Source organism: Streptomyces sp. NBC_00016 (assembly GCF_045040885.1).
Classification (GTDB): Bacteria; Actinomycetota; Actinomycetes; order Streptomycetales; family Streptomycetaceae; genus Streptomyces; species Streptomyces coriariae.
Genome location: NZ_CP108304.1, coordinates 1287806 through 1313042, shown reverse-complemented (window position 1 = coordinate 1313042; position 25237 = coordinate 1287806). Strand labels below are relative to the sequence as shown.

Below are 25237 nucleotides of genomic sequence, written 5' to 3'. Positions count from 1 at the left end.
ACGATTACTCCGCAGGTACATGAACACAAGTGGTCGAGAAGAAGTCCGCCGAGAGCGGAACGGAGGGGTGCGCGGAGGGATCGCGGAGGGATCTCGGAGGGATCCGGAGGCGGAGGCGGAATGTTTCAGGCCGATTAACGAAGCTATGGAAACCGGTCATCGAGTCGACCGAAGGGATCATGAAGCGCTTGCTTTCGGCGTTGGAACGTTCGAATTCAGTTACTTCACGCCACTGATTCAATACGCAAGGTTACTGAAACCCATGGGGTCGATGTGAGATTCGGCGGTGGACTCGGCAGACTCGCGCTCGCCGCGTTCGACACCGACCGAGCCGGACCGGCACACCCCCGAATCGAGCGGAAGGATGCACACAATGCGGAACACCGCGCGCTGGGCAGCGACCCTCGGCCTCACCGCCGCCACCGTCTGCGGATCCCTCACCGGATCCGCGCTCGCCGCCCCGGCCGCAGCGCCGACCTCCCTCTACGCCCCGTCGGCCCTCGTGCTGACCGTGGGCCACGGAGAGACCGCCGCCACCGTCAACGCGGCCCGGGCCGTCACCCTGAACTGCGCCCCGACGCCCTCCGGCACCCATCCCGCCGCCGCTCGCGCCTGCGCCGAACTGCGCGCCGCCGGCGGCGATCTGGACGCCCTGGCGGGACCGGGCGACGCCGTCTGTACGAGGCAGTACGACCCGGTGGTCGTCACCGTCGACGGCGTATGGCAGGGCAAGCGCGTCTCCTTCGAGCGCGCCTTCTCCAACGAGTGCGTGAAGAACGCTGCCGGGAGCAGCCTCTTCGCGTTCTGAGACCGGGATCGCGTGGTCCCCGTGGACACCGAGAGAGGCTCGTGAGGTGGGGAGTGCGAGCCCCTGACACGGGAGCAGCGTGATTCCGTACCCGGAGGCCGGAGGACAGTGTGGGGCTGTCCGCCGGCCTCCGGTGCACCCGTTTTCACGAAGGACGCGCGGGAGGGTCCCCCGCAATCCCTAGGACCGCTCCCGGTGGCTGGTGTCGCACCAGGGATAGCGGCGGCTGCGCCGGCAGGTGCACAGGGCGACCCGGAAGCGGTCGGAGGCGACCGTGGTGCCGTCCTCCAGTTCCACCTCGACCGGTCCCTCGACGAGCAGGGGGCCCCGGCGCTGGACGGTGATCCGACAGGGCCTGTCAGCTGGGGAGTTCGGCACGGACGACCACCAGTTCCTCGTTCTCGTCGTCGGCGGACAGCAGACCCCGCTCCCGCAGCCAGTCCCTGCGCTCGCGCAGGACGGGGCCGAAGGGAATGCTGCGGCGTCGCGTCACGGACGCCTTCAGCCCGGACGCGCGCAGGACCGTCAGGGTGCTCGCGGGGTCGCTGAGCGCCGAGTGGACCATCAGCAGCACACCTCCGGGCCGCAGCAGCAGGGGCGCTTCCCGGCAGATCCGGTCGAGCAGGAGCCTGCCGTCACCGCCGCCGTCCCAGGCCCGGGCCGTCCCGCGGCCCACGCGGTGGCCGGCCGGCGCGGGCACGTACGGCGGGTTGGTCAGGATCAGGTCGAAGGACTGGCCGTGCACCGGGGCGAAGAGGTTGCCGCGGTGCACGCGCACCGGCAGCCGTTCCCGCCAGGCGTTGAGGCGGGCGGAGTAGACCGCGCGCCAGGACACGTCGACCGCGGTGACCCGCGTGCCGCGCCGTGCGGCCTCCAGCGCCAGCGCGCCGGTGCCGGTGCCCACGTCGAGGACGTCGGCGCCCGGGAGCAGCGGCTCTTCGGACAGTGCCCCGGCCAGCAGGGCGGTGTCCTCCTGCGGGGCGTACACGCCCGGGAGTACGAGAGGATTCACGCCGACCAAGTACCCAGACAATCACGAAATATGGGCTTTTTCCTGATCGGGGAGTGGAGCGCGCAGGGAGGACTCTCCCGAGCGCCAGGCGCTGAGCAGGCGGGCGGCGAGGCGGTCCTCCAGGTGCCCGGTGGCGTCGAGGCCGAAGGTGATGTCGGGGGCCAGGTGCGGTTCCTCGTCCAGCAGACCGCCGATGACGTCATGGCGTACCACCTGCTCGTGCACGGCGTCGGCCTCGACGTGCTCGTCGTAGAAGTGCACGGCGGCGGGCCCGGCGTCCGCGCGGCGCATCGCCTGCGCGAGCCGCCTGGAACCGGGCGAAGAGGTGATCTCGACCGCCGCGAAGTGGCCCACGAGGGCGCCCCTGAGGGCCCGGTGCAGGCCGAAGAGGGACATCAGGTTGACCGTGGCCAGCGTCTCGGCGCAGGCGGCGTCCAGATAGCGGCCGTAGGTGGTGTCCAGGCCCAGGTCCGTCATCAGGTCCGCGAACAGCCGTGCGTGGACGCGGTCGGGGCGGCCGCCGCCCCACTCGTCGAACTCCACCGCCGCCATCGCCGCCTTGGCCCGGCCCCACAGCCTCGGCAGCACCCACGCGTGCGGGTCCGCCTCTTTGAGGTGGTAGAGGGACCGCTGGGCCGCGTACTCGCGCAGCTGCCACAACTCGCCCTCGGCCGCGAGGAAATGACTGACACCCGAGCCCTCGACGGGCTCGACGAGAAGCTCCGCGAGCGCGTCCTCGACGGAGTCGTGGACCGGTGTGTCCTCGCGCAGGGCGGTCAGAAAGCGGTGCTCCAGCGCGGCCCGCACCCGCAGCAGGCCGGGATCCCACTCCCGGTCCGGGGTCACCCCCGCGAAACCGCGGTAGTGCAGCTCGTAGCAGAGGTACAGGGCCAGCTGGAGGTCGTCGCCGTACGGGGACGCGACCGCGACCGTCTCCGCCGCCGGAAGCGCGTCCGCGCCCGCCAGATATCCGCGGACGGCCGCGGACACCGGGCCCCGGGCGGCCGGCAGCTGTGGTCCATGGGGGTCGTGTGCCATGCGCGCCGGGTACCCCACGCACGCCGGACCACCCGCCGGGACCCGCACACCACGCGGAGCGACACTCCGCATCCGGCGGTCCTGGCGGTCCTGGCGGTTCTGCGGTCCTGGCGGTCCTGCGGCCCGGCGTCCTGCGCTCCCGCGGCCCGGCGTCCTGCGCTCCCGCGGCCCGGCGTCCTGCGCTCCCGCGGTCCTGCGGCCCGGCGTCCTGCGGTCCTGCGGTCCTGCGGTCCTGCGGTCCTGCGGTCCTGCGGTCCTGCGGTCCCGCGGTCCTGCGGTCCCGCGGTCCTGCGGTCCTGCGGTCCTGCGGTCCCCGCAGGCCGGACCTGGCTTGGGCGGCCCGGCTGCGTCGATCCGCGCCCACCTGGCCCGATCACCCCGAGCGTCGGCCGGGCAGCCGCTGTGACTGGTACCGGCCGGACCTGGCCGTGGCTGTCGGCACCCTTCCGGGTCCGCCCGAGTGTCCCTCGGGCGGCCACGCGGCCGGTACCCGACCGGACCGGACCATGGCCGTCCGCCTGCTCGGGTCCGCGCGAGCGTCGGCCGGGGCGGCCGCTGGGAGCGGCCCGAGCGAGTCGAGGTCGCCTTCTGCTCGCGCCAGGCACTGCCGCCGGGACCGGGCGGGCGCCGAGCCCGCCGACGTGTGACTCTGTCCGGCACCCGAGCGGCCGGCCGACCGGATGCCCCGGGCTCAGCCCCCCGGCTCAGCCCCCCGGCTCAGCCCCCCGGCTCACCCCCCCCAGCTCAGCCCCCGGCTCCCCCCCCAGCTCAGCCCTCGGCTCAGCCCCCTGGCGGCTCAGCCCCCCCCGCTCAGTCGTCCTGCGGCTCCTTCGGAGTGCGTCGGGCGGTGGTTTTCCTTGGCTGGGGCTCGCGCCAGGGGGGCGGGGTGGGGGTCAGCGTGCTCGGTCTGTGGCGGGTTCTTCCGGCGGGCGGTGCGAGGCGGTTCCGGACGGTGTCCGGGCAGGGGAGGGGACGTGTTGGGTGAGGCGCAGGGGCATCGGCTCCAGGGGTGCCGCCTCCTCGTTGTCGATGAGCCGGCTGACCTCGGCCCACCAGGCCGGGCCGTCCTCCATGTGCCGCAGCATGACGCCCTCGCGGATCGCCCACGGACAGACGGTGACCGAGGTCAGTCCGGTGAGCTTCATCGCCGTGTGCCCGATCACCGCGCCGGCCAGGCTCTGCGCGGCGCGCGGCGCGGAGATGCCGGGCAGCCGGGCGCGTTCGGCGGCGGGCAGGGCGGCCAGGGTGGTGATGGCCTCGCGCAGGTCGCCGCGGCGCAGGGTGCGGTCCATGAAGGGGCCGTGCCGTCCGGGTGCGGCCCCGCACAGTCGGCCGAGCTGCTGGAAGGTGCGGGAGGTGGCCACCGCCGTACGCGGACCCTCCCAGCGGACCCGGGCCGCCACGTCCCTGAGCTGGTGGCGGATCCTGCGCCGGGCCGCACGGAGGGCTTCGGGGGAGGGCGGGTCGTGGTCCGCGAAGAAGTCGTGGGTGAGCCGGCCCGCCCCCAGGGGGAGTGAGGCCACGAAGTCCGGCAACCGGCCCCGGCCGAAGGCCACTTCGAAGGAGCCGCCGCCGATGTCCAGCAGGGCGAGCGGGCCGCAGCGCCAGCCCATCCAGCGGCGGGCCCCGAGGAACGTCAGCTCGGCCTCCACCTCGCCCGGCAGGGTGCACAGCGCCACGCCGGTCCGGGACCGGACCTCGCGCAGTACCTCGCGCCGGTTGGGGGCCGCGCGCACCACGGCGGTCGCGAAGGCGAGCGGGCCCGCCGCACCCCAGCGGTCCGCGGTCCGGGCCGCCGCGGCGACCGCTCGGACGAGGCGTTCCACGGCCTCTTCCGGGATGGGGTCACCGGGCGCGACCTGCTCGGCCAGCCGCAACCGCCACTTGGCCGTGTGGACCGGCAGAGGGACCCCGCCCGCCGCGTCCGCCACCACCAGCCGCACGGTGTTCGAGCCCACGTCGAGCACGCTGATTCTCATGGACCGCGAGTACCCAGGGCCAAACCTGCGGGAGCCCCGCCCTTGCGGACATGACACGGAGGGGCCGCCGTCCCTCGCGGACGGCGGCCCCTCTCCCTGGTGTCTCCCTGGTGCGGCGGGTGGCGGGCCCGTCACATGTGGACCACCGGTGCCGCGCCCGCGTCCTGCTGCGGCACCCCGCGGCGGAAGAGCAGGAACGCGATGACCGCGCCCGCGGCGAAGAAGCCGGCCGACCACCAGAAGGCGGTGGTGTAGCTCTCGATGGTCGCCTGCGCCTGGACCAGCTTGTTCGCCGGGTTCTTGCCGACCAGGTAGTCGGCGGTGGCGCTCGCGGCCAGGGTGTTCAGCAGGGCCGTGCCGATCGAACCGCCCACCTGCTGCATGGCGTTGACCGTGGCGGAGGCCACGCCCGCGTCCTCGGCGGCGACTCCGCCGGTGGCCATCTGCATGGCGGGCGGCATGACCAGGCCGAGGCCGAGACCGGTGATGACCAGCTGCGGCAGCACCGCGCTCAGGTAGTGGGAGCCGACGCCGATCCCGGTCAGCCAGGCCATGCCCACCGCGGCGATCGCGAAGCCCAGCGGGATGACCGCCTTCGGGCCCAGGCGCGGCACCAGGGTCGTGGTGCCGATCTGCGCCGCCACCATGAGCGCCCCCACCATCGGCAGGAACGCCACACCCGTCTTCGTCGGGCTGAAGCCCAGGTTCAGCTGGAGGTAGTAGGTGAGGAAGAGGAACACGCCGAACATGCCGGCGCCGGAGATCAGCACGGCCAGGAACGAGGCCGCCCGGTTGCGGTCGAGGAGGATGCGCAGCGGCAGCAGCGGGTGCGCGGCCCGGGTCTGCCACCAGGTGAAGGCCACGAGCAGCGCCCCGCCCGCGAGCAGGAAGCCCCAGGTCTGCGGCGAGTCCCAGTCGTGGGTCTCCGCGTTGGAGAAGCCGTACACCAGGGAGAACAGACCGGCGGCGACCAGGACCGTACCCGGCACGTCCAGCTTGGAGTTCTCGGCGTCACGGTGGTTGGACAGCAGCAGCCAGCCGCCCGCGAAGGCGACGACGGCGATGGCCACGTTGACGTACAGCGTCCAGCGCCAGTCGAGCGCGTCGGTCAGGATGCCGCCGAGCAGCAGGCCCACCGCGCCGCCCGCGCCGGCGATGGCGCCGTAGACGCTGAACGCCTTGGCGCGTTCCTTGGCGTCGGTGAACGTGGTGTTGAGCAGCGACAGCGCGGCGGGCGCGAGGAGCGCGCCGAAGGCGCCCTGGAGTGCGCGGGCGGTGACCAGCATCTCGAAGTTGGTCGCGGCACCGCCGAGGGCGGAGACGGCGGCGAAGCCGACGACCCCGATCAGGAAGGCCGTCTTGCGGCCGAAGAGGTCGGCTATCCGGCCGCCGAGCAGCAGCAGGGAGGCGAACGCCAGCGCGTACGCGGTGACGATCCACTGCCGGTTGCCGTCGGAGAAACCGAGGTCGGCCTGGGCCGAGGGCAGGGCGATGTTCACGATGGTGGCGTCCAGCACCACCATCAGCTGGGCCAGGGCGACGACCGCGAGGATCCACCACTTCTTGGCGGACGCTGCGGACGGCCCCTGGTCGGCGCCCGTGCGGGTGCCGTCCGTCAGGGTCTTCGGAGACATGGGGAACCACTCCAGGGACGTGAGGGCAAAGAACACGTAAACGAAACGGTTTCGTACACCTGGAGGTTAGACCAGTTTCTGCGAAACGGCAAAGTTTCGTTAGTGGCGGCCGCGTCGGGCGCGGTGCCGACGGGTGGGTCCGGGGGCTCAGGCCAACTGCCGTCGCACCAGCTCGTGCAGCCTGCCGCCGGTGTCCGCGAGAAGCTGGGCGGGCGGTCCCTGCTGGGCGACCTTGCCGTTCTCCATCACCACGACCCGGTCGGCGTCCATCACCGTCGACAGGCGGTGCGCGATGACGACCCGGGTGGCGTTGAGCTTGCGGGTGCTCTCGATGACCGTGCGCTGGGTCTCGTTGTCGAGGGCGCTGGTCGCCTCGTCGAAGAACAGGATGCGCGGCCGGCGGATCAGCGCCTGGGCGATCATCAGGCGCTGACGCTGGCCGCCCGAGACCGACCCGCTGCCCGAGACGATCGTGTGCAGTCCCATCGGCATGCGCTTGATGTCCTCGGCGAGGCCGGCCAGCTCGGCCGCCGCCATCGCCTCCTCCGGCGTGTAGGCCTCGGTGCCGCAGATGACGTCCAGCAGGGAGCCGGTGAACGGCTGGGCGTGCTGGAGCACCACCCCGCACTGCCGGCGGACCGCCGACTGGTCGAGGGCCGCCAGGTCCTGGCCGTCGTACAGCACACTGCCCGAGACCGGCTTGTCGAAGCCGATGAGCAGCCGGAGCAGCGTCGACTTCCCGCAGCCGCTCGGGCCGACGATCGCCACGAACTCGCCCGGCCGCACCTCGAAGGAGACGTCGTCGAGGACGAGGGGACCGTCGTCGGAGTAGCGGAAGGACAGCCGGCGGGCCTCCAGCGCGCCGGTCAGCGGGCCGGGGCGGGTGTTCGCCGTGCGGACCTCAGGCGTCGCCTCCAGCACCGGCCGGATCTCCTCGAACAGCGGCAGCGCGGCCACCGCCGAGACGAACGCGCCGGTCAACGAGGTCACCGAGGTGAGCAGCATCGTCATCGACGTGTTGAAGGTGAGGAAGTCCGCCGCCGACAGCGCACCCCGCGCCGGACCGGCCAGCAGCATGAACATCAGCAGGGAACACAGCGGCAGATACACCGAACCCAGCACCGTGTTGAGGTTCTTGATCCGGCCGAGGCGCTGCTGGAGCTCCCGGCTGCGCGCGAACTGCGCCGCCCAGGCCGCGTACGCGTAGTTCTCGGCGGCCGCCACCCGCAGCTTCGGCAGTCCGCGCAGGGTCTGGAAGGCCTGGTTGTTGAGCTTGTTGGAGAGCACCACGAGCCGTCGCTGCCAGCGCACCTGCCACAGCCCGAGCGCCAGGAACACGGACGCGATGACGACCAGCATGCCGATCGCGGCGAGGGCCATCGGCACGCTGTACCAGAGCAGCAGCCCCAGGTTCATCGCACCGATGGTGACGGACTGCGCGACCGAGGGACCGAGTCCCGCCAGCAGCCGGCGGATCGCGCTGATGCCCATCGCGGCACTCGCCAGCTCGCCCGTCGAACGCTCGGCGAAGAACTTCGTCGGCAGCCTGAGCAGCCGGTCCCACACCGCCGGCTGGAGCGTTGCCTCGATCCGGCCCTCCAGCCGCAGCATGGTGAGGTTCTGCAGCAGCATGAACGCCGCCGCCACCACGCCGCTGACCATCACCGCCAGACACACCTGCACGATCAGCCCCTGCTGGGCCTTCGGCACGTACTCGCCGAGCACCTTGCCGGTCGCGATCGGCACCAGCGCCCCGATCACCACCGTCACCAGCCCGCTGAGCAGCAGGTTCGTCAGGTCCCCTGCCGTGCCCCGCATGCTGAAGCGCAGCAGCCCGAGGGGGCCGAGGCCCTGTTCCGGCAGCGGGCGGTAGAACATGACCGCACGCGGCTCGAACTCCGCCGCGTTGGCCTTCTCGACCGGGGTCTCCCGCCCGGTGGCCGGGTGCACGGCGACATAGCCGCCGCGCCGCCACAGCAGCGCGACCGGCGCCCCGGACAGGGCCCGGTGCCCGACCAGCGGCCCCACGTCGTCCCGCCACCAGTGGCCGTCCAGACGTACGGCCCGGGCGCGCACCCGCGAGGCGAGGGCGACCCGCTCCACCGGGTCCAGCCGGTCGCTGTCGGCGCCCATCTGCGAGGGTTCGGCGAGGGTGATCCCGGCGGCCCGGGCGACGAGCCCGCACGCCGCGTAGGTGGCGTCGGCGTCGGCGGCCGTGGCGCGCTTGTCCGTGCCCCTGCCGTTCCTGTCGCCCCGGCCGCTCTTGCCGATCGACGCGAGCAGAGTCCGGTCGGCCTGGGCGCGGACCGCCTCACCGGCCTTGATCCCGGCGGCCGTGCGGGTCTCGTGGGTGTGCTCGAGTTGCTCGATCCAGCGGTCCAGCGTGGTCAGCAGCCGGTACTGCTGGTCGACCATGCTCTGCCACACCGCAGGGTCCATCAGCAGGTCGGCGGCCGCCTCCGCGCCGTACAACGAGCCGTACTGCACGCTGCCGGGCGGCACCTGCATCCAGAACACGTCGTCGTCCGTGACCTCGGCCGCCCGTTCGGTGGCCATCGGTGCCTGGAAGAGGATCGACAGACCGCGGCCCACGCCGAGGGCGAGCGCGTACTCCAGCGGGCTCGAAGTCGGCGGCACGTACTGGGGGTTGCCGTACTCGTCGTAGGACCAGGTCTGGGTGTTCGCGGGCTGGTACAGCTCACGCAGCCCGATGCGGTGCACGACGCAGTCGCGCAACGGGCGCGCGACGAGCGTGTGGTGGGGTCCGGTGACCGGACCGAGCAGCAGGGAGCCCGCCTCCAGTCGGCCCAAGTGGTGCCAGTGGCCCTGCTGTTCGGCATCCACCGCGAACAGGTCCAGTGCGCCCGACGCGACCAGCCACAGCACCTGCGGCCCTTCCAGGTCGAGCCGGCTGAAGCCCGCGCAGTCGATCCGCGCGCCCAGCTGTCCCAGCGCGGCGAGCACGACGTCGCCTTCGGACACGGCAGTCATCTCATCGCTCCCTGACCAGCGCCGCGTACGAGCCGCCGCGTGCCACCAGTTCCTCGTGCCGCCCGCGCTCCACGACCGTGCCGTGCTGGAGTACGACGATCTCGTCGCTGTCGCGCACCGTGCTGAGCCGGTGGGCGATCACCACGCACGCGCAGCCGCGTCGGCGCAGGTTGTCCATCACCACCTGCTCGGTCTCCGCGTCCAGCGCGCTGGTCACCTCGTCCAGCACCAGGATGCTGGGCCGGCGCACCAACGCCCGTGCGATCTCCAGGCGTTGGCGCTGACCGCCGGAGAAGTTGCGGCCGTCCTGCTCGACCTTGCTGTGGATGCCGCCGGGCCGCCGTACGACCGTGTCGTAGAGCGCCGCGTCCCTGAGCGCGTCGACGACGGCGTCGTCCGGGATCGACGGGTCCCACAGCGCCACGTTGTCCCGCACCGAGCCCTCGAAGAGGAACACCTCCTGGTCGACGAAGGACACCGAGGAGGCGAGCGCCCCGCGCGGAATGTCCTCCAGGCGCTGCCCGTCGACCCGGATCACGCCCTCCCAGGGCGCGTACAGACCCGAGATCAGCCGGGACACCGTCGACTTGCCGCTGCCCGAACCGCCGACCAGAGCCACCTGCTGCCCCGGTCCGACGGTCAGGTCGAAGCCGGTCAGCAGCGGCTTGTCCAGCGGGCTGTAACCGAAGGTGATGTTCTCCAGCTCGACATGACCGTGCAGCCGGCGCGTGGAGTCCCCGCCGGCGCGGCGGTCGTAGAGCGGGTCGGCGCGGAAGTTCTCCACGTCCTTCAGCCGGGCCACGTCCGCCGCGAAGTCCTGGATGCGGCCCGCGACCCCGTTGAGGCGGGTCAGCGGGGCGGTGAAACGGGTGACCAGAGCCTGGAAGGCGACCAGCAGACCCACCGAGATATGGCCCTCGATCGCCCGCATACCGCCGATCCACAGGATCAGCGCGCTGTTGAGCGTCGCGAGCGTCGGCGCGACCACGCCCAGCCAGGCACTCGGCACCCCGAGCCGCTGCTGCTCCTCCAGCGTGGTGGCGTGCTGCCCGGCCCACTTGCGGAAGTACCCCTCCTCGCCGCCGGTCGCCTTCATCGTCTCGATCAACTGAAGCCCGGTGTACGCCGTGTTGGTGAGCCGCGCGTTGTCCGCGCGCAGTTTCGCCGTCCGGGTCGCGCGCATCCGGATGACGATCCGCATGGCGACGATGTTCAGCAGCGCCACGCCGATCCCGACGGCCGTCAGCTGCGGGTCGTAGGTGTAGAGGAGGACGGCGTACAGGACGACGACGATCGCGTCCACGCCCGCCGACGCCAGGTCGCGGGCCAGTGTCTCGGCGACCGCGTCGTTCGACTGCAGCCGCTGGACCAGGTCGGCCGGGCTGCGCTGGGAGAAGAAGGTGACCGGCAGCCGCAGCAGATGGCGCAGGAAGCGGGCACTGGAGAGGGTCGAGGAGATGATCCGGCCGTGGTGCAGGTTGGCCTGCTGGAGCCAGGTCAGAGCCACCGTGAGGGCCACACAGGTGCCCATCGAGACGAACAGCACGCCCAGCAGCGAGGTCTGCCGTCCGATCAGGAACATGTCGATGTAGGTCCGGCTGAGCGCCGGCACGGCCGCGCCCACCAGGACCAGCAGCAGACTCGCCAGCACGGCTGCCGGCAGGGTGCCCGCGGTGCCCCGCAGCCGGGCCGGCATCGCGCCCAGCACACCCGGCCTGCGTCCGCCCCGCTCGAAGTCCTCGCCCGGCTCCAGCACCAGCACGACGCCGGTGAAGCTGCCGTCGAAGTCCTCGATCGGCACGAAACGCCGGCCCTTGCCGGGGTCGTTGATGTACACGCCCCGGCGGCCGAAGCGACGGCCGAGGCCCTCGTAGACGACGTAGTGGTTGAACTCCCAGAAGAGGATCGCGGGCGACCTGACCCCGGCGAGGGCCGCCAGGTCCATCTGCATGCCCTTGGCCGTGAGGCCGTAACTGCGGGCCGCCTTCAGCAGGTTGCTCGCCCGCGAGCCGTCACGGGAGACACCGCAGGCGATGCGCAGCTCCTCCAGCGGGATGTGCCGGCCGTAGTGCCCGAGGACCATGGCGAGCGAGGCCGCCCCGCACTCCACGGCCTCCATCTGGAGCACGGTGGGCGTGCGGACGGTCTTCGTCCGGCTCTTGGGAACCGTGCGTCGGGGCGGTGCGGCACGCCGCCGGGTCCGCGGCTGCTCGGTGGTGGTCACGGGAGCAGCCAATCGACGGGACGCTGGTCGGCCAGCCGGATCGAACCCGTGGCCATGGTCATGGAGGTGAGGGCGAACGGCGGCCCGTCCGCGGACGACCACCGGTAGCCGCTCTTCGTCGCCGAGGACCGGTCCAGGCGGACCAGGACCGCCACCGGGCGGCCGTCCTCGGTGAACTGCTCGCCCAACTGGCTGTCGCCGAGGAACGCGGCGATCGCCTGCGCCGACTGGGCCGCGCGGTCCACCGACTTCACATGACCGCGCAGCACCCCGTACTCCTGCGAGGGCACGGTCTGCACGGTCAGGTCCACGGCCGCGCCGGACGGGATGGAGGCCGCGTTCTCCGCGGGGACGTACACCGTGGCGTACAGCGGATCGTCGGCGTCGGCGACCTTCTCGACGGCGGCGACGTTCGCGCCGGTGGAGATGATCTGACCGATGGTGGCGGCGAGTGCGGTGATCCGGCCCGCGGCGACCGTCCGCACCACGGCGTCGCCCTCCGCCGTCCGCACCTTCAGCACGGGCGAGCCGGCGGGCAGCCGCTCGCCCTCCTCGGCGAGGACCGCGGTGACCTGGCCCGCGGCCGGACTCTGGAGGATGTAGCTGCCCTCGCCGTGGGTGAGGACGGCGGGCGCGCTCACCGTGGAGGCGACCGAACCGGTCACCGCCCACACGGAGGCGGCCGCCATGACGACCACGGTCACGGACAGCACCAGCCAGCCCTGGGGGCGCGCGAAACGCACCGGCAGGTCGAGTTCCTCCGGCGACTGGAGCTTGGCGAGGGCCTGTTGGCGGAACTGCACGGGCCTACCTAGGGAGTTTCAGGGCGCCGATGAGTCCCGGAGCCGGGTGACGGCTCCGGGACTCAAAGGGGTCACGAAAGGTGCGATCAGAGACCGGCGACCAGGTTGGTGACCGGGGCCGTGTTCAGGCCGGTGACACCCTCGACGGTGCCGACGGCCGTGTTGACCAGGCCGGAGACCGGGGCGATGCCGTCCACCAGGCCGGTGACGGTGCCGACGGCGTTCAGGGACAGACCGCCGGAGACGTTGTCCAGCTCGGCGTCGGAGATCTCGACGGTCTCAACCTGGGGGGTGGAGTTCATGGTGGAACTTCCCTTCACATGGATATCTCATAAGGGGGGAGCGGCCCCCTCTGGGGACAGATGACGGCCGCGAGCACGGGCACCGGGCACCCCGTTTCCGGGAGGCCGCGATGACCCTGCGGTGCGTTGGATCAAAGCAGGTCCGCGGTCGGCGCAGCCAATCAATCACCGCGTTCACCTGGGAACTTGTGTCACGGGAGCGTGAAACGGTGCAGGCGCGCCCACTGCTTGTCGGCGACTTCTTCACACCATGGGCGGGATCTGCTCGGATGAGCGTGGGGCGGTCTCGCGGCGAATCCGACACTCCCGCACCAAAGGCGTGGCGGGCGCCGGGCAGTTGTGCAGAACCCCTGCTCGCGGTGACCCGCTTGGGCATTCGATGTGCAGATTCTCTGAAGCGGGGATTCGGCCCGCGGATCTGAACGCAGCGTCACCGCTCGACTGCGGGGCGTGTGGGTCCGTCGGCGGCAGGCCGACGGGGCACATAGCTGACGCACAGATCCGCAACCGCTTTCGGTGGCCGGGCTTCGTCGGTACCGCTCGGTTCAGGACATCCGAATCGGTCACCGCCCACCGGAACGAAGTCGGCCGGCATGCCGTCTTCGTTCTTCCGGGGTCTCTCGGACGGGCGGGGCGGCGAGCACGGCAGTCCTGTCCGTGGCCGCCGCCGACAGCTCCCCCGGCAGTCCTCCGCCCTTCCGTGTCGACGCCCCTGACCAGGGGAGACGCCGAACCGGCGGGAGTCGTGGGCGACTTCGGCCCACGGGCCCGGAGCGAGCGCCCGGAGCGCGGAGGCGGCCGAAAGGATCTTGTCGGCTTCGGCGGTCGTCATCGCCATATGGGCGTTTGTTCCCGCGGCCGCGAGGTCGGACTCCGGTCATGGCCGATTCACGTTTGAGCAAAGGAAGTTGGCAAACGCGATTGAACGCACCCCTCGACCCCTGCGTACTCATGGCCAACCAGGCGCCGCTGTACGGAGCTGCCGAACCCCGGCAGCCAGACCCCGTCCCCCAGGAGGTCGAGTTTTTTGAGTCACAAGCGAGTTACGAAGCGCAAGGCCATCATCGCCGCAGGCGGTGTGGCTGCGCTCGGAGCGGCAGCCATCCTGCTTCCCCAGGCCAACGCCTCCCAGGACGGCGGTTCCGACAACGCCGCCACGGTGAAGACGCTCAAGGCGGGCGACGCCTCGGACCTCGCCGCACAGCTCGAGAAGCTGCTCGGTGACGCCTTCGCCGGCTCGTACTACGACAGCGAGGGCAAGCAACTCGTCGTCAACGTCATCAACGTCGAGGGCGATGACATCAACATCGACGGCGACGAGAACCAGGTCATCGTGCAGGCCAAGAAGGCGGGCGCCAAGATCCGCCAGGTCGACAACAGCACCGCCGAACTCGAGGCGGCCGCGAAGACGCTGAAGAAGGAAGCGACCATCCCGGGCACCGCCTGGGCCGTCGACCCCAAGACGAACAAGATCCTCGTCACCGCCGACTCCACGGTCACCGGCACCAAGTGGGACCAGATCGAGTCGACGGTCAAGACCCTCGGCACGGGCATGGCGACGATCCAGAAGTCGGCCGGCACCTTCACCACGAAGGTCGCCGGAGGCGACGCGATATTCGGCGGCGGGGCACGCTGTTCCCTCGGCTTCAACGTGACGGCCGGCGACGGCTCCCCGGCCTTCCTGACGGCCGGTCACTGCGGGGTGGCGGCCGAGCAGTGGTCCGACTCCGAGGACGGCGAGCCGATCGCCACCGTCGACCAGGCGACCTTCCCCGGGGACGGCGACTTCGCGCTCGTGAAGTACGACGACGCCGCCACCGTGGCCGCGAGCGAGGTCAACCTCGGCGACCAGACCCTCGCGATCACCGAGGCCGCCGAGGCGACGGTCGGCACGCAGGTCTTCCGGATGGGCAGCACCACCGGTCTCAACGACGGTCAGGTCCTCGCCCTCGACGCCACCGTGAACTACCCCGAGGGCACCGTCACGGGCCTCATCCAGACGGACGTCTGCGCCGAGCCCGGCGACAGCGGCGGCTCGCTCTTCACCCAGGAAGGCCAGGCGATCGGCCTGACCTCGGGCGGCAGCGGCGACTGCACCGTCGGTGGCGAGACCTTCTTCCAGCCGGTGACCACCGCGCTCGAGGCGGTCGGCGCGACCCTCGGCGACGGCGGCATCGGCGCCGGTGACGCGGTCGGCGGCGAGGAAGCCGGCGCGGGCGCCGTGGACGAGAACGGTGACGGCATCGACGACAACACCGGCGAGGCCATCGTCGGCGGTGGCGAGGAAGCCGGTGCCGGTGCGGTGGACGAGAACGGTGACGGCATCGACGACAACACCGGCGAGGCCATCGAGGGCGGCGGCGAAGAGGCCGGTGCCGGTGCGGTGGACGAGAACGGTGACGGCATCGACGACAACACCGGCGAGGCCATCGTCGGCGGCGCGGACGAGAACGCCGACGGCGGCGCGGACGAGAACGCAGGCGGCCACGACCAGAACGACAACGGCGCGGCGGACGGCTCGGGTGTGACCGAGTCGCACTGATCCGGCATCAGCTGAACGGTCCGACCCTCCGGCGGGGGTCGGACCGTTCGTGTCGGTGCCCGGCGGCGGTGCTCACGCGTCACCCCGCGCCCGCAGCAACAGCAGCGCCACGTCGTCCCGCCGCTCGTCCGCCGCCGCGTAGGCACCCACCAGCTCGTCGGCCAGCTCCGCCAGCGGACGGTCCCCGGCCTCGCCGAGCCGCCGCCCCAGGTCGGCGACCGCGTCCTCGATGTCCACCCCCGGCGTCTCGATGAGCCCGTCGGTGTAGAGGGCGAGGACACAGCCGTCGGTGAGCTCGACCTCCGTCGTCGGATAGGTCGCCGAGGCGTCGATGCCCAGCAGCGGACCGCCCGCGAGGTCGAGGACGCGCACCCGGCCGTCCGCCCGGCGCAGCAGCGGCGGGGGATGCCCCGCCCGGGCCATGACGGCCCGCCCCCGGGCAGGGTCCAGCCGCAGGTAGAGACAGCTCGCGAACAGGTCGGAGCCGAGGTCGATCAGCAGCCGGTTGGTGCTGCGCATGACCTCCGCAGGCTCCTGCCCCACCGTCGTGTACGCGCGGACGGCGGTACGGATCTGGCCCATCAGCCCGGCCGCGGTCACGTTGTGCCCCTGCACGTCCCCGATCACGGCCGCCGCGTGCGGGTGCGAGGGCACCACGTCGTAGAAGTCCCCGCCGATCTCCATGCCCCGGGTGGCGGGCAGATAGCGGGCGGTCGCCTCGATCCCGGGCAGCGACGGCAGCGAGTGCGGCAGCAGCGCCGCCTGGAGCCCGTGCGCCAGCTGGTGTTTGACGTCGTAGAGCAGGGCGCGGTCCAGGGCCTGTGCGATCAGCCCGGCGAGGCTGGTCAGCACCGCACGCTCGTGCGTGGAGAACGGGTGCGGTTCGGCGTAGGCCAGCACACAGGCGCCCACCGGGCGGCCGGAGGCGATCAACGGCAGGAAGGCCCAGGCGGCGAACCCGTCGGGTGTGGAGTGCCGGGCCGGGTACAGCCGCTCCAGGTCCTGCCGGGAGTCGAAGAACGCCGGGACGCCAGTGGCGGCCGCGTGCGCACCCGGCGTGGGGGAGGACAGCGGCGTCCGGTCGAACCGCTCCACGACATGCGGGTCGGGGTACCCGTGGTGCCCGAGCACGTGCAGCCGCCCGGCCCGCGCGCCGAGCAGCGCCAGCGCCTGACTGCCCACCGCCGGCGCGATCTCGTCCGCCACCAGCCCCACCACGTCCTGCACGCTCACCGTCTCGGTGAGCGCCCCGGCCATGCTCAGCGCCTGCGACATCGACACCAGCCGGGTCGGCGCGTCCTCCGAGCGGGGACCGCTCGGGCTCATCTCCGACACCGCCCGGGCCCGGCTGATCCGCACGCTGATCCCGGTGGTACTCGGATACAGCCGGAACGACAGCCACTGCGAGGGCGGGCGCAGCGCCACGAACGAGGTGGCCTCCTGGCTGAGCAGCGCGGCCCGGTAGCGCTCCTCGTACAGGGGATCGTTGAGCCAGGGAACCGTCGCCCACAGCTGCGAACCGAGCAGCCCGCCCACCGGGACGCCGAGCAGTTCGGAGGCCGCCTCGTTCGCGAACCCGACCCGTCCGCTCACGTCGAGCGAGCACATTCCGTACGGCAGCCGCGACACCATCCGTGCCGCCTCGAGCGTGCCGAGCGTGTCGGCGACGCCGCCCAGCGGGCCCATGCCCGGCAGATCGGTCTCGGCCCGCACCGAACGGTTCTTCGACGCGGCGCGTTCCAGCCGCAGCGCGAGCCGCTCACAGGCCGCCGTCAGCTCCTGGCGCTCCCGGTCGGAGAGATCCGGCGGGTGCGAGCCGGGCCAGGTGACGAAGACCGCGCCGTACACCCGGGTCGCGGTCAGCACCGGCAGCGCGGCCAGCGCGAAGGGATAGGGCAGCACGACGGCGATCCGTGGATAGCGGCGGGCCATGTCCTCCACCCCGCCCACCCACACCAGCCGCCGCTCGCGCACCGCCTCGGCGACCGGGATCGGCGCGCTCAGCCCCACCCGCTCCCAGGGTGCCGCGAAGGACCGGGGCAGCCCCGCCATCACCGCCATCTCCAGCAGCGGCTCGTCGCCCGGACGCAGGTACACGGCACCCGAGTGCGCACCGACGGCGTCCATCATCGACGTCAGCGCCAGTGAGAGCAGCGGTTGACCGACCGGCGCCCATTCGGTCGCAGGTGCCTGACCGGACGACATCTGTCCGTCCGACACGGCGACCACCTCCTCGCCCGGCGCCGCGCGAGCCTCAGGGTCCAAATCTGCCCCCTGGGGGCCCGGCGCGCACGGCGAGCGACGCGCCCGCCGAGGGCTGCCCCCGTACCCCTTCGGACCACCCTCATGCCCCCTCGGTCGAAGCGCGCGACGGCGTACGGGCGCCCCGCGTGCGCCCCCGCGCATCCCGATGGCCGGATCTTCGCGCTGAGAAAAGGTCCCGGGGCCGAAGAATGGGCACGCGTTCAACACCAAGAACGACACCACGGACAACACCACGGAACCGGCGTACGGCGAGAGCTGAAGGGGCGGCAGTGATCCGCGTACTACTGGTGCACGACGCGTGTCTGGTCAGATCGGTCCTTGCACAGTGGCTGGCCCGGGAACCCGATCTTCGGGTGGAGGACGTCCCCTGGCGCAGCGCGGCCGGCCGCGTCGGGGCGGTGCGCCCGGACGTGTGCGCGGCGGATCTCGACTGCTCCGACGCCTACGGCCTCCCACCCCTGGGCGACTTATGCCGGCGGGGCGGCGGTCCGGTGCCGCCCCGCTTGCTGGTCCTCGCCAGTGCGAATCGACCTGGCCTGCTGAAACGGGCCCTGGAGGCGGGGGCGCTCGGCTATGTCGACAAGGCGGGCACGCCGGAGCAGTTGCTGCGCGGCATTCGGCAGGTCGCCCAGGGGGAACGTTTCGTCAATGATTCGCTGGGCTTCGGCTTCCTCAAGGCCGCCGAGATGCCGCTGACCCGGCGGGAGCTGAGCGTGTTAACCCTCGCCGCCGAGGGCGCCTCCATCGCGGAGATCGCCGGGAACCTGCACCTGTCCCACGGGACCGTGCGCAACTACATGGCGGCGATCACCCGCAAGACCGGCGCCCGCAACCGGGTCGACGCCATCCGTATCTCCCAGGGGCAGGGCTGGCTTTGAGCCGCCCCCCGCTTTCCCTCCTTGCCCGGCCACGGCCCCTCCTTCCTCCCAGCCGCCGACGAGATCGCGGTACAGGGGCGAGCGTCGCACCACCTCGTCGTGGGTCCCGTACGTGGTCCGCGGCCCGTCCATGACCAGCACCCGGCCGGCGCGCCTGGCCGAGCTGATGCGGTGGGCGACGACGACCAGGGTGCCGCCCGGCCGGGCGGCGAAGGCGCGCTCGGCCCGGGCCTCCGCCTCCTGGTCCAGGTGGCTGGTCGCCTCGTCGAGGAGGGCGAGCGGGGCGGGCGACAGGTAGGCGCGGGTGAGGGCGATCAACTGGCGTTCGCCGGCCGACAGCGCCGCCGGATCCACCCTCGCCGCCGGTCCGCCCAGCGCGTCGAGCAGCGGGGTCAGACCGACCGCCTCGGCCGCCGCGAGCAGTTCCTCCTCGGGCACGGGGTCCGGCCGCAGGTGCGTGAGGTTCGCGCCGAGGGTGTCGCTGAACACGTACGCCTCCTGCGGGATGAGCACGCGCCGAGCGGCCGCGTCACCGCTCGGCACCGGCCGGCCGCAGATCCTTATCTCCCCGCGCACCGGCGTCAGCAGCCCGGCGACCAGCCCGGTCAGCGTGGACTTCCCGACCCCGCTCGGACCCACGACGGCCAGTTGCGCCCCGGCGGGCAGGGTGAGCGTGAGGCCGTCGACGACCGGCGCGGAGGCGGGACCGTAGGCGAAGGTGAGGGAGGTCAGCGAGAGCGCGGGGGGTGCGGGGTTCGGCGACGCCACCGGAGGGACCACCGGCGGGGCGGACCGAAGGGGAGGACCCTGCCGGGCCGCGCTCGGCCGGGGACGGTCGGTGGGCGCGGTGTGGCCGGTCGGCGGGGTGCGGCCGGTGCGCGGGCGGTGGTCGGCGTACCAGTGGTCCGGCGCTTCGCGGGGCCGGCTCCGGGGCTGGGTCGGGTCGGTGTCCGCCGGTCGCCGGTCGGCTTGCGGCCGGTGAGGGTCGGGCGGCCGGTGGTGCCGGGTCGCCGTCCGGTCCTCGTGGTCGGCCGGGAGTACCGGTGCCTCGCCGCGCGGTGCCAGTCGCCGCAGGACGACCGTCAGGCGGGAGCCGCTCGTGCCCAGGCCGTGGACCAGGGCGGTCAGGGCCGGGAGCAGGGACTGGGTGACATAGGCGAGGGCGCCGACGAGGGCGCCGGGGGTCACACCGTGGTCAAGCAGCCAGGGGGCGCCGGCCAGCAGCAGGACCAGCGGCAGATGGCCGCCGAGCGCCAGGCACGCCACCCGGGCCACGCCCCAGTGGGCCAGGGCGCGGGCCGCGCGCAGCTCGGTGTCGACGAGGGCGCCGGTGTCCAGGGCGATCCGGTCCTCGGCGCCGGCCGCCGTGACGTCCCTGAGCCCCGGGCAGACGACGCCCAGGTGCCCCGCCAGAGCCTCGTCGGCCGCGAGGAACGCCTCCTGCCGTCGGGCCAGCGGACGCAGGGTCACCGCGAACAGGCCCACGCCGGCGGCGAGCGGCGGTACGACGACCAGCAGGAGCTGCGGCGCGAGCGCGCACAGACCGACCAGAGCCCCGGCGGCCGTGAACACGAACGAGCGCGAGACCATCACCAGGCCCGCGAAGCTGTCCCGCGCGATCTCCACCTGCTGGGTGAGCCCGGACAGCGCCCCGCCGTCCGCCTCCCGTACGCCCCGCCGCACCACCCGGGTGACCAGCCGGTCCCGCAGCGGTTCCACCAGCGCGGCGACCGCCCCGTACACCCGCCCGGTCCCGTACGCGCCCACGAGCACCCCGAGCCCGGCCACCGCGAGCCACCGCAGGCCCGCCTCGGCCCGCCCGGCCAGGAACCCGTCGTCCAACGCCCGCGCCAGGGCGTAGCCGAGCAGGAAGGTCTGCCCGGTCTCCAGCACCGACCAGCCCGTCAGCCGGCCCAGGGCCCGCCGACGGTCCAGCAGAAAGCGGAGTCCCCTGGCACCCAGCCCGTCCCCGCCGGCCGCCCGGCTCACCGCCGTGCCTCCGGGCCTGACTCGGCCGCCGTCCGCGTACCCGTCCGCGCGCCCGCCGCCGTACCCGCCCGCGCACCGGCGCCGGCTTCCTCGGCCGTCCCGAACACCGCCCGATACCCCGCCGTACGCCACAGCTGTTCATGCGTCCCCACCGCACGCACCCGGCCCCCGTCCAGCCAGGCCACCGTGTCGGCGCGGGCGGCCGTGGAGGCGCGGTGGGCGACCACGAGGCGGGTGGCGGTCGTGGTGCGGCCGAACACGGACCGGGTGACCTGGCGTTCGGTGATCGTGTCGAGGCTGGAGAGGGCGTCGTCGAGGATGAGGAGCCGGCCGCCGTGGGCGAACGCGCGGGCCAGGCCGAGACGTTGGGCCTCGCCGCCGGAGTGCGGGGCGTCCGCGCAGGGCGTGGCCCAGCCGTCGGGCAGGCGGCGGACGAAGTCGTCGGCGCAGGCCGTGCGGGCGGCCTCCCGGACCCGGGCCGGGGAGGCGAGGCCGAGGGAGACGGTGTCCTCGATCGTCGTGCCCAGCAGGGCCGGGCGGTCGAAGGCCTGGGCGATCGCGGCCCGCAGTTCGGCCCGGGGGAGCGCGGGCAGCGGCACGCCGTCCAGCAGGACCTCTCCGGCGTCGGGGTCGGTGAGCCTGCCCGCCAGCGCGGCCAGGAGTGACTTGCCGGTGCCCGAGCGGCCCACCAGGGCCAGGGTCGTTCCGCCCGGTACCACCAGGTCGACGCCGTCCAGCACCGTACGGTCACCGCGGCGGGCGGTCACGCCGCGCAGTTCGAGGCGGCCCGGGCCGCCTCGTGGCAGGCGGCGGTCGCCGTAGGGGGGAGCCGGTTCGGTCAGGACCTCGCCGAGGCGGGCGGCCGCCGTGCGGGACCTGACCAGGCCGGAGAGCTGCCCGACCAGCACGCCGACGCCGGTGGCGAGCACCGCGTAGCGCGACGCGGCGAGGACGTCGCCCGGCGACAGCCGGTGCCGGGTGAGCAGCAGGCCCGCGACGGCGACGACCGCGAGGTGCAGCAGGGGCGCCACCGCGGTCGCCTGCGCGGCGGCCCGGCCCTGCACCCGCCACATGCGTCGGCCCGCCCGGGACAGTTCGGGCAGCGGCCGCAGGATCCGTGCGGCGTCCCGGTCCGCGGTGCCCGCCGCGCGGATCGTGCGGGCTCCGCCGACCGCCTCCGTGAGCGCGTCCGCGATCCGCCCCTGCGCCCGCTGGTAGTCCGCCACGCACGCCGAGGTGCCCCGGGCGAGGGACCGCAGCAGCAGGGTCAGGACCGGCGCACCGGTCAGGAAGACGACCGCGAGCCACGGGTCGATGAGGGCCAGCGCCGCCACGGCGCCGACCGGGCCGGCCGGCGCGGCCAGCAGAGCGGCGCGGGCGCCGGGCGCCGTACCGGCCTGGGCGGCGCTGCCGACGACCCGCGCGACGAGGTCCCCGGCGCCGAAACGGGCCGTGGCGCGCGGGCCCACGGCCAGGACGTGGCCGGTGACCCGGCGACGCAGGAAGGCGGTGGTCCGGGCGTCGAGTGTGCCGCCGAGGACGGTCTCGCAGGCGTCGAGCAGGGTGAGCAGCAGGGCGAGGGCCGCGCAGCACAGCACCCAGCGGGTCGCGGGGGAATGGGCGAGCAGCAGGTCCAGGGCCCGGCCGAGGGCCGCGGGCAGCAGCAGTTGGGCGCCGGTCGCCGCCACGCTCACCAGAGCCAGGGCCACGCAGCGGGCTCCGCTGTGCCGGGTGGCCGCGCCGAGCAGCTCACCGGTCGTCCGGTCCATCGGCATCCTGCTCCCGCGCTTCCTCGGAGGTTAAGGACAGGGGGAAAACGGGACCCGGGCGGCCCCTCCCTGGGGAGCGGACCGCCCGGAGCCGTCAGTGTGTCGTGCGCGCCGCGGCTGTCAGAGACAGAGCAGAACGCTGGCCGCGCTGATGCAGGACAGCAGGCTCACGGTGCTGTTGCCGCCGCCGCTGGTGTGCTCGTCGGATTCCATCGTCTGAAGGTCGAGCAGGGCCATGGTGTGTCCTCTCATCGGTTCATCGGTGGGATGTCACGTCCCGTGGGGACGGGTTGCGTCACGACTCCGTAGGTTGCGCGGAGCCGCGTCATGAGGGCCGCCGGTGCGGCGGCGGGAGGAACGGCAGGTGCGCGGTGGCGCCCGTGCCGTCCGGGTCGAGGGCGGCGGCGAGGGCGAGCAGACAGCCCGCCGTGCCGGTGCCGAGGTCCATGGAGAGCCGCATCATCTGGTGCCCGGGGAAGGCGAGTTGGCCCTGGTAGGGCATCGCGAACCAGCCCAGCGCGGCGATCTGCTCGTCGAGCCGGCTCCGGGTGGCGCCGGGCGTGCTGGTGCGGGCGAGGTGCAGGATCATCCCGGCGCGGCCCTGGAACAGGCCGGGCTGCGCGTAGAAGCGTGAGGTGGCCGCGGTGAGGATGCCGGCGCGGGCGCGGTCGAACTCCCCCGTGGCGTCCCCGGCATGGGCCGCGTGGTCGTCGAGCACGGCCCCCACCCCGACGCTCCCGTCCCCGAGATACGGCAGGGTCCGCCACCCCTCGTCGACCTCCAGCGCACCGCCCTCGCGCTCGCTGCATACCGCCAGGTCCCGGCGCAGGGCGATGCCGGCCGCCTCCAGCAACCGGCGCTCGCCGGTCTGCTCGTACTGCCTGAGCAGGAACAGCGCGGGTCCGCTCGCGCCCCGCAGCAGCCCGGCCCGGCGCCGCCGGGGTGTGTCCGGCACCGGTTCGGCGAGTCGTCGTACGACGATGTCCGCGGCCTCGGCGGCCCGCTCGCGAAGGCCCGGCTCACCCGTCCGGCGCGCCAGGTCGCCGAGGACGAGCCCCAGTCCGGCCAGCCCGCCGTGCAGGTCCGAGGAGAGGTTCTGCCACCGCTCGCGCAGGATGCCGTCGACGAGGTCCAGCGCCCGCTGCCGGTGACCCAGCAGGTCCAGCACGTGGGCGACGCCCGCGAGGCCGTCGTACAGGCCGAGCGGGGTGCCCGTCGGGGCCGGGGCGGTGTGGTCGAGGAGCCAGCGCTCGCCGTCGTCGTGGCGTTCGGCGCCGGTCACCGCCAGCGCGTACAGCACGCCCGCCGCGCCGTGCGCGAGCCCGAGACCGCCGCCGTCGGAGAACTGGGCGACGTCCCCGGGGAAGAGCCGGTCGTCGCGTTCCGGAGTCGCCGACGCGAGGATCGCCTTGACCATCGAGTCACGGCTGTGCGGCCAGTCACCGGGCTCCACCCGGAAGGCCGGCGCCGACGGCGCCCGGGCGGCGACCCGCACCGGCGCGCCGGACCCGCCGCCGTCCGGGGCGGGCCCGTCCGCGCGGACGTCGCGGGTGATCTCCGCGACCGCCCCGTCCAGGAACTCCCCGGGTACGTCCGGGAACTGCTCGGCGATCACCTCGGCCAGATGGGCCGCCTTGCCCCGGTCCACCACGAACAGCGTGGTGACGGGCAGGAACAGGGCCAGCCGCAGGCAGGCCAGCGCGTACCGGTCGACGTCGGCGCCCCGGCGGTCGGGCGGTGCGAAGAAGCCGGGGTGCGCCACGACCTGGCGGCCGTTCTCCCCGGCGGGGGCCGCCGCCTCGAAGTCGATCAGGTACACCGACTCCTCGTCCGGCGCGACCATGATGTTGAAGACGTGCAGGTCGTTGAAGACGATCCCGCGCGCGTGCACCTTGCGCACCGCGCGCTCCACCGCCCCGTGGATCCGTACCGCCCACGCCGTGTACGCGGCGACGGCCCGCGGATCGGGGTCGGGGGAGAGCAGCGGGTGCCGCTCCGCGAAGAAGGAGTTGAGCGGACGCCCCTCGACGAGGTCCATGACCAGGAAGCGGTGGTCGCCGAGGGTGAACCAGTCCCGCACCTCGGGCACCACGCCGGTCCCGGCCACCGCCTCCAGCGCCCGCTTCTCCCGCTCCAGCCGGGTGATCGCGTCGGCCCCGTCCGAGGCCAGCCCCGCGTGCGGGCGGCCCTCCTTGAGGACCACCTTGCGCCCGTCCCGGGTGTCGGTGCCCGCGTAGACCCCGCCGCCGTTGGAGAAGTGCAGCGCCTTCTCGATGCGGTAGGGCAGTTCGCCCACGGTCGTCGTGTTGCGGGCCGCCAGGTGCGGCTCCAGGAACGGGGGCAGCGTCACCCACTCCGGCACCTGGAAGGAGGGCGCCCGCCGGTCCGGGACCAGGGTTCCCGCGCCGTCGCGCACCGCCGGCACCAGCGAGCCCCGGTCGTCGACGACGTAGGCGCGGGCGAACGCCCCGTAGCGGACGTAGAGCGGGCCGTCGGACCAGCGCAGGTCGGTCAGGATGTACGGGCCCTCGAAGCCCTCCAGCAGCGCGCCCAGCTCGCGCAGCACCGTGTGCAGCTGCTCCTCGTCGGTCGGGTAGACGGTGACGAACTTGCCGCTGGTGTCGCGGCCCGCGTACTTGGTGTTGCGCAGATGCAGCAGGTGCGGGCCCGGCACGAACTTGAAAGGGACGCGGCGCGGGACGCAGTAGTCCCACACGATCGCGGCGATCCGCTCCGCGTTCGCCCGGGTGGCCGAGGCGTGGATCTTCCAGCCCTGGGCGGGGCCCGGTGCCGGGGAGCCGTCCGCGTCGAGCGGTGTCAGGGTCAGCCAGTCGCCGGTCCGCGCCGAGGCCCAGCCCTCGGGGACCGGGCGGCATGCCGTGTCGAACTGCGGAGCGGGACCGTCGCCGGTCAGCCGGTCGGGTGTCTCGTAGAAGTGCGCGTCCGCCAGCGCGTACACCTCGTACCGCTTGTCCATGCGTCCCCTTCCGTGGCCCTTTTCGT

Annotated in this window: 16 protein-coding genes and 1 pseudogene; 3 read left to right on the top strand and 14 right to left on the bottom strand. The window is 73.2% G+C overall.

The genetic code is table 11. The features are described 5' to 3' along the window. Positions 1-373 precede the first annotated feature (373 nt). Complete coding sequence (locus OG933_RS05870) at positions 374-808, top strand: protease inhibitor (RefSeq protein WP_267023059.1); 435 nt, start codon at positions 374-376, stop codon at positions 806-808. A gap of 180 nt (positions 809-988) precedes the next feature. Here OG933_RS05870 and OG933_RS05865 read toward each other — a convergent pair whose 3' ends face one another. The 9 genes from OG933_RS05865 to OG933_RS05825 all read right to left on the bottom strand — a co-directional run bounded on the left by OG933_RS05865 (position 989) and on the right by OG933_RS05825 (position 12791). Then, positions 989-1186, bottom strand: a complete 198-nt coding sequence (locus OG933_RS05865) for a CDGSH iron-sulfur domain-containing protein (protein WP_054241065.1) — start codon at positions 1184-1186, stop codon at positions 989-991. Next, positions 1167-1829 (bottom strand): HemK2/MTQ2 family protein methyltransferase, encoded by a 663-nt coding sequence (locus OG933_RS05860; protein ID WP_405633254.1) that lies wholly within the window; start codon positions 1827-1829, stop codon positions 1167-1169. The genes OG933_RS05865 and OG933_RS05860 overlap by 20 nt, the downstream gene beginning before the upstream one ends. Before the next feature lie 12 nt (positions 1830-1841). Continuing rightward, the gene (locus OG933_RS05855) at positions 1842-2858 is read right to left on the bottom strand and encodes an iron-containing redox enzyme family protein (protein ID WP_405625730.1); all 1017 of its coding nucleotides are present in this window, start codon (positions 2856-2858) and stop codon (positions 1842-1844) included. A gap of 893 nt (positions 2859-3751) precedes the next feature. After that, positions 3752-4837 carry a Ppx/GppA family phosphatase gene (locus OG933_RS05850; protein WP_362519640.1) on the bottom strand — a complete coding sequence of 362 codons (1086 nt, stop codon included), beginning with the start codon at positions 4835-4837 and terminating at the stop codon, positions 3752-3754. Between the two features lie 131 nt (positions 4838-4968). Next, positions 4969-6471, bottom strand: coding sequence for an MFS transporter (locus OG933_RS05845; protein ID WP_405625728.1), 1503 nt, complete (start codon positions 6469-6471; stop codon positions 4969-4971). A gap of 147 nt (positions 6472-6618) precedes the next feature. After that, positions 6619-9462 carry an NHLP bacteriocin export ABC transporter permease/ATPase subunit gene (locus tag OG933_RS05840; protein WP_405625727.1) on the bottom strand — a complete coding sequence of 948 codons (2844 nt, stop codon included), beginning with the start codon at positions 9460-9462 and terminating at the stop codon, positions 6619-6621. A gap of 1 nt (position 9463) precedes the next feature. Beyond that, positions 9464-11686, bottom strand: coding sequence for an NHLP family bacteriocin export ABC transporter peptidase/permease/ATPase subunit (locus tag OG933_RS05835; protein WP_362519648.1), 2223 nt, complete (start codon positions 11684-11686; stop codon positions 9464-9466). Beyond that, on the bottom strand, positions 11683-12489 hold the full coding sequence (locus OG933_RS05830) for an HlyD family efflux transporter periplasmic adaptor subunit (RefSeq protein ID WP_362519651.1): 807 nt from the start codon (positions 12487-12489) through the stop codon (positions 11683-11685). The genes OG933_RS05835 and OG933_RS05830 overlap by 4 nt, the downstream gene beginning before the upstream one ends. 86 nt (positions 12490-12575) lie before the next feature. Continuing rightward, positions 12576-12791 (bottom strand): hypothetical protein, encoded by a 216-nt coding sequence (locus OG933_RS05825; RefSeq protein WP_020128984.1) that lies wholly within the window; start codon positions 12789-12791, stop codon positions 12576-12578. A gap of 1027 nt (positions 12792-13818) precedes the next feature. On the opposite strand from OG933_RS05825, the gene OG933_RS05820 reads away from it, so the two are divergent. Next, positions 13819-15333, top strand: a complete 1515-nt coding sequence (locus OG933_RS05820; protein ID WP_362519654.1) for a S1 family peptidase — start codon at positions 13819-13821, stop codon at positions 15331-15333. 72 nt (positions 15334-15405) lie between these two features. Here OG933_RS05820 and OG933_RS05815 read toward each other — a convergent pair whose 3' ends face one another. Next, positions 15406-17562 (bottom strand): SpoIIE family protein phosphatase, encoded by a 2157-nt coding sequence (locus OG933_RS05815; RefSeq protein ID WP_405633252.1) that lies wholly within the window; start codon positions 17560-17562, stop codon positions 15406-15408. A gap of 224 nt (positions 17563-17786) precedes the next feature. Here OG933_RS05815 and OG933_RS05810 point away from each other — a divergent pair. Further along, a pseudogene (locus OG933_RS05810) lies at positions 17787-18392 on the top strand (LuxR C-terminal-related transcriptional regulator); the annotation flags it as partial. Here OG933_RS05810 and OG933_RS05805 read toward each other — a convergent pair. From OG933_RS05805 to lanKC, 4 genes are all read right to left on the bottom strand, one after another. Next, positions 18315-20465, bottom strand: coding sequence for an ATP-binding cassette domain-containing protein (locus OG933_RS05805; RefSeq protein ID WP_405625726.1), 2151 nt, complete (start codon positions 20463-20465; stop codon positions 18315-18317). The pseudogene OG933_RS05810 and the gene OG933_RS05805 sit on opposite strands and share 78 nt — an antisense overlap. Beyond that, on the bottom strand, positions 20462-22240 hold the full coding sequence (locus OG933_RS05800; RefSeq protein ID WP_362519661.1) for an ABC transporter ATP-binding protein: 1779 nt from the start codon (positions 22238-22240) through the stop codon (positions 20462-20464). The genes OG933_RS05805 and OG933_RS05800 overlap by 4 nt, the downstream gene beginning before the upstream one ends. Before the next feature lie 114 nt (positions 22241-22354). After that, entirely contained in the window at positions 22355-22471 is a 117-nt protein-coding gene (locus tag OG933_RS05795; RefSeq protein ID WP_020128989.1) for a SapB/AmfS family lanthipeptide, read from the bottom strand. 88 nt (positions 22472-22559) lie between these two features. After that, positions 22560-25211, bottom strand: coding sequence for a class III lanthionine synthetase LanKC (gene lanKC, locus OG933_RS05790; RefSeq protein ID WP_405625724.1), 2652 nt, complete (start codon positions 25209-25211; stop codon positions 22560-22562). Positions 25212-25237: the final 26 nt, after the last annotated feature.

Excerpts from the sequence above, each read along its gene's own strand:
- OG933_RS05845 (WP_405625728.1), bottom strand. The coding sequence starts at position 6,471 with ATGTCTCCGAAGACCCTGACGGACGGCACCCGCACGGGCGCCGACCAG.
- lanKC (WP_405625724.1), bottom strand. The coding sequence starts at position 25,211 with ATGGACAAGCGGTACGAGGTGTACGCGCTGGCGGACGCGCACTTCTAC.
- OG933_RS05800 (WP_362519661.1), bottom strand. The coding sequence starts at position 22,240 with ATGCCGATGGACCGGACGACCGGTGAGCTGCTCGGCGCGGCCACCCGG.
- OG933_RS05840 (WP_405625727.1), bottom strand. The coding sequence starts at position 9,462 with ATGACTGCCGTGTCCGAAGGCGACGTCGTGCTCGCCGCGCTGGGACAG.
- OG933_RS05850 (WP_362519640.1), bottom strand. The coding sequence starts at position 4,837 with ATGAGAATCAGCGTGCTCGACGTGGGCTCGAACACCGTGCGGCTGGTG.
- OG933_RS05825 (WP_020128984.1), bottom strand. The coding sequence starts at position 12,791 with ATGAACTCCACCCCCCAGGTTGAGACCGTCGAGATCTCCGACGCCGAG.
- OG933_RS05855 (WP_405625730.1), bottom strand. The coding sequence starts at position 2,858 with ATGGCACACGACCCCCATGGACCACAGCTGCCGGCCGCCCGGGGCCCG.
- OG933_RS05795 (WP_020128989.1), bottom strand. The coding sequence starts at position 22,471 with ATGGCCCTGCTCGACCTTCAGACGATGGAATCCGACGAGCACACCAGC.
- OG933_RS05870 (WP_267023059.1), top strand. The coding sequence starts at position 374 with ATGCGGAACACCGCGCGCTGGGCAGCGACCCTCGGCCTCACCGCCGCC.